Source organism: Kitasatospora sp. NPDC001225 (assembly GCF_053597855.1).
In genome coordinates this window covers 1-3,700 of sequence record NZ_JBSFJC010000291.1, presented here as the reverse complement: position 1 = coordinate 3,700, position 3,700 = coordinate 1, and the positions used below count along the sequence as shown (strand labels likewise).

The following is a 3,700-nucleotide window of genomic DNA, read 5'->3' as shown; positions in this document are numbered from 1 at the left end:
GACATGACAGCCACACCCGGCATCCCTGGGTGCCCTGATCTTACGAATGACCAGAACGATCCCACGAAGAAAGGTATGGATCGCATGAACGGCACCCCCGCGAGCGTCGTCGAGGCGGCGTTCCGCTACTACCGGTCGCAGGACCGGGAGGCGGCCCTGCCGCTGTAAGCCGAGGACTTCACCTTCACCAGCCCCCAGGACGACCGCATCGACAAGGCCGCGTTCTTCGAGCGCTGCTTCCCCACCGCCCACCGGTTCACGGAGCAGCGGCTGCTGCGGGTGATGCCCGCCGACGAGGAACTCGTCTTCGCCTACTACGAGTACGAGCTGACCACGGGGGGCCGCTACCGCAACGTCGAGGCGATCACGGTCCGGGACGGGCTGATCCGGGACGTCCAGGTCTTCTTCGGCGGTCGGCAGCCGGCTCCGGGAACGCCCGCGACGCCGTGAACCGGCCGCTCCACCAGCCTACTTGATCGTCCGGGCGGTCCCCGGGCGGCCCAGGGGGAGGAGGTACTGGACGGGTTCGCCGAGGTCGTCGAGGGCGAGGAGTTCGTGGGCCAGGTCGTCCTGGAGGCCGCCGAGGGGGGTGGTGCCGAGGCCGAAGGCGGCGGAGGTCAGCAGGAGGTTCTGGGTCAGGTGGCCGGCTTCGAGGAGGCCGAGGCGCAGGGCGCGCAGGCCGTAGCGGCGGCGGAGGTGGGCGAGGTCGAGGTGGACGGCGAGGACGGCGGGGGCCCGGTCGATGCCGATGGCGTCCGGGTCGTCGGCCGGGCGGGAGAGGTAGGAGGAGAGGGCCTTGAGGTCGTCGAGGGCGGGGGCCGGGCCGATCGGGCGCAGGCTGCGGTGTTCGGGGAGGCACTGGTAGGTGCCGGCGGGCAGGCCGTCCACGGCGAGGGCGAGCAGGCGCAGCCGTACGGTGTGCAGGGCGCCCGCGCTGGGGTACGGGCGGTGCCCGGTGTCGGGGTTGGCGGCGTAGGCGGACCAGAGCAGGCCGCCGAGGGTGCCGGCGGTGAGCGGGCCGGTCAGCGGGCCGCGGGTGGAGTGGCGGGTGCGCAGGGCGTCGGCGAGGGTGACGGGCGGCAGCGGGTCGGCGGGCAGCGGGAGGTCGCCGGGGCGGGGGCGCGGGGCCGGGTGGTGCGGCAGGTCGCGCAGGGCGGTGTCCTCGGGGCGGCCGATCTGGAACTTGCTGCGTTCCAGGTACTGGTGGTCCGGGGCGTGGTGGTCGGCGGGGAAGAAGGTGAACGGCTGCCCGGTCTCCAGCAGGGTGCGGGCGGCGAGGCGGCAGACCGCCCGCTCCTCGTCGGGGCCGACGCCGAGCCGGTTGAACAGCATGTGCAGCTGGGAGGCCCAGATCCAGGAGAGGCGCTCCTCGGCGTCGGCGGAGGCGTCGGCGTCAGCGGAGGCGGGGACGGCGGCCCGCATCCGGGCGGCGGCCTCGGCGACCCGCGCCGCCCAGTCGGCGAGCCAGGGTGCGGCCGTGCCGGCGTCCAGCGCCGTGCGCAGGGCCCGGGCGCGGTGGGCCAGCGCGGTGCGCTGCCGGGCGAACACGGTGTTGACCCGGACGTGCACGGCGGCCCCGGGCAGCGGCCGGAACTCGGTGACCCACCGCCAGGAGGCGGCGTGGCGGCGCAGCCAGCGGGAGGCGGCGAGTTCGTCGAGGCCGAGGGCGTGGGCGGTGGTGTGGGCGAGGTCGAGGGCGAGCGGCAGCCGGTCCCCGGGGGCCGCGCGGAGGGCGTCCAGGGCGGCGAGGGCGGTGCGGGTGGAGTGGGTGAACACCTCCTCGGCGATCGGCAGCATGGCCGCGCCGCCGTAGCGCTCGGTCTCGGGCTGGTACGGGACCTCCGTGACCTCGCCGTGTCCGCCCGCGAAGGGGCCGTCGGGCGGGGTGCGGCGGGCGGCGCGGCGGGTGAGCTCGGTGGCCAGGTCGGTCAGGTGGGCGGGCGCCGGGCCCGGGCCGCGGAGGCGGATGCGCAGGTGGGGGCCGCCCTCGCCGTAGCGGATGAAGAACCAGTCGGTGTCGGCGTGCCCGGCCATCAGCGGGGCGAGGTCCTCGGTGAGGAAGGCGTCGGCCTCGGGGGCGGTCAGCGGCAGCGCGAGGTGCAGGCTGTGCCAGCGGGCGGCGGGCGGCGCTTGGGTGGTCATCGCGGTCCTTCCGGGCGGCTACGGGAACGGGCGGCTACGGGAACGGGTGCGGGTGGAGCGGGAGTTCGTCGTGCCGCAGGGGCGCCGGGGTGCGGCCGAGGCGGTACGGGACGTCCAGGAGGCGGGGCAGGCCCCGAGTGCGGCGGTTGGCGTGGCCGAAGGTCATCGGCAGGGTGCCGGGGACGACGACCTTGGCGCAGTGCAGGCCCAGCCGGTCGCGGACGCCGGGTTCGTCCTGGGTGACCGCCAGGACCTCCAGGCCCTCCCCCGCCAGCCGGGCGACGGTCCGCTCCAGCAGCGCGGTGAGGTCGCCGACCGGTGCGGGGGCGCCGGGCCACCGCTCGGTCCAGGGCACCGGGGGCAGGCCGACGGCGAAGAGGAAGTCGAGGCGGGGCTGCGCCTCGGGCAGGGCGTTGAGGCCGACGTGGTCGTCCAGGGTGACGACCAGGTCGGGGCGATCCAGCATCGGCCGCAGCCGCCGCGGGTCGCGCGGCCCGCCCGGGGCGGTGGCGCGGTGCGGCGCCTCCTGGACGTTGGTGACCACCTCGGCGACGGCGGAGCGGATCGCCGCCAGGGGGTCGTGATGGGCTCCGGCGGCCAGGAAGGTGCGCGGGGCGTCGGGGTGGTCGCCGCGGTGGCGGCAGAGGGCGAGCACGGCGGGGATGCCGAGGTCGTTGGTGGCGTCGAGCAGGGTCAGCCGGTAGCCGAACAGCCGGGCGCGGTCGGCGAGTTCGGCGATCCGCGGGTCCTCGGTGGGGACGGCGACGCCGGGCAGCGGGGTGCGGGCGTACCAGGCCATCAGGAAGGCGTCGCGCTCGGCGACCTCGAACAGGCCGTAGAGCGCGGCCTCCTGGGGGCTGTTGCCGAGTCCGCAGCCGTTCGAGGACTCGTAGACCACCCGGGGGCGGTCGCGCCCGGGCACGTCCCAGTAGGCGACGTGCTCCGGGACGGCGACCGGGCGGCGGTGGGTGAGCGACCAGCCGTGCACCCAGTCGAGTACCAGCTCGGGGGTGTACGGGACGGTGGCTACGGCGGGGTGCCCCGGCGGGGCGTCGTCGGGCAGGCCGAGCCGGGCCGGGTCGAGGACGGCTCCGGGCCCGCGCTCGGCGACCAGGTCGGCGTACGAGGCCCGCAGGGCGGTGCGGCGCCCGAGCGGCCGCATGCCCGCGTACCGCTCCACCGCCTCGAACAGCGCGACCCGTTCGCTGGCGCGGAAGTCCGCCGCCCGCCCGTAGCCGCCGTCGTCCAGCGCCCGGCCGTCCGTCACCCAGGCGGTGGTGAGGGCGAAGGCCGAGTCCTCGGTACGGAACAGCCGGCGGACCGGGCCGAACCGCTCGTCGTACAGTTCGGCCCTCAACTGCCCCGCTTCCGTACGGTCGTTGGGGCCGCGCAGGACGGCCGGGTCGGGCAGCGGGCGGGGGGTGGCGGGCAGCCGGGCGGCCTCGGGGGTGTCGGCGGGCAGCGGGTGGCAGACCTCGCAGCCGCCGACCGGGCGGACCCGGTGGGTGGACCAGGTGGCCCGGCCGCCGTGCACCACGTGGACGGTGGCGGCGGAATC

Annotated in this window: 3 protein-coding genes; 1 reads left to right on the top strand and 2 read right to left on the bottom strand. The window is 76.4% G+C overall.

Annotation, left to right across the window (positions count from 1 at the left end):
- Positions 1-282 precede the first annotated feature (282 nt).
- Complete coding sequence (locus ACWDCZ_RS39370; RefSeq protein WP_449818474.1) at positions 283-450, top strand: hypothetical protein; 168 nt, start codon at positions 283-285, stop codon at positions 448-450.
- Between the two features lie 18 nt (positions 451-468).
- On the opposite strand, the gene ACWDCZ_RS39365 is transcribed toward ACWDCZ_RS39370, so the two are convergent.
- Positions 469-2,142 (bottom strand): thiopeptide-type bacteriocin biosynthesis protein, encoded by a 1,674-nt coding sequence (locus tag ACWDCZ_RS39365; RefSeq protein WP_449818473.1) that lies wholly within the window; start codon positions 2,140-2,142, stop codon positions 469-471.
- Positions 2,143-2,176: 34 nt separating this feature from the next.
- Positions 2,177-3,700, bottom strand: a 1,524-nt coding sequence (locus ACWDCZ_RS39360; protein ID WP_449818472.1) for a TOMM precursor leader peptide-binding protein, incomplete at its 5' end; no start/stop codon positions are given.

Excerpts from the sequence above, each read along its gene's own strand:
- ACWDCZ_RS39370 (WP_449818474.1), top strand. The coding sequence starts at position 283 with ATGCCCGCCGACGAGGAACTCGTCTTCGCCTACTACGAGTACGAGCTG.
- ACWDCZ_RS39365 (WP_449818473.1), bottom strand. The coding sequence starts at position 2,142 with ATGACCACCCAAGCGCCGCCCGCCGCCCGCTGGCACAGCCTGCACCTC.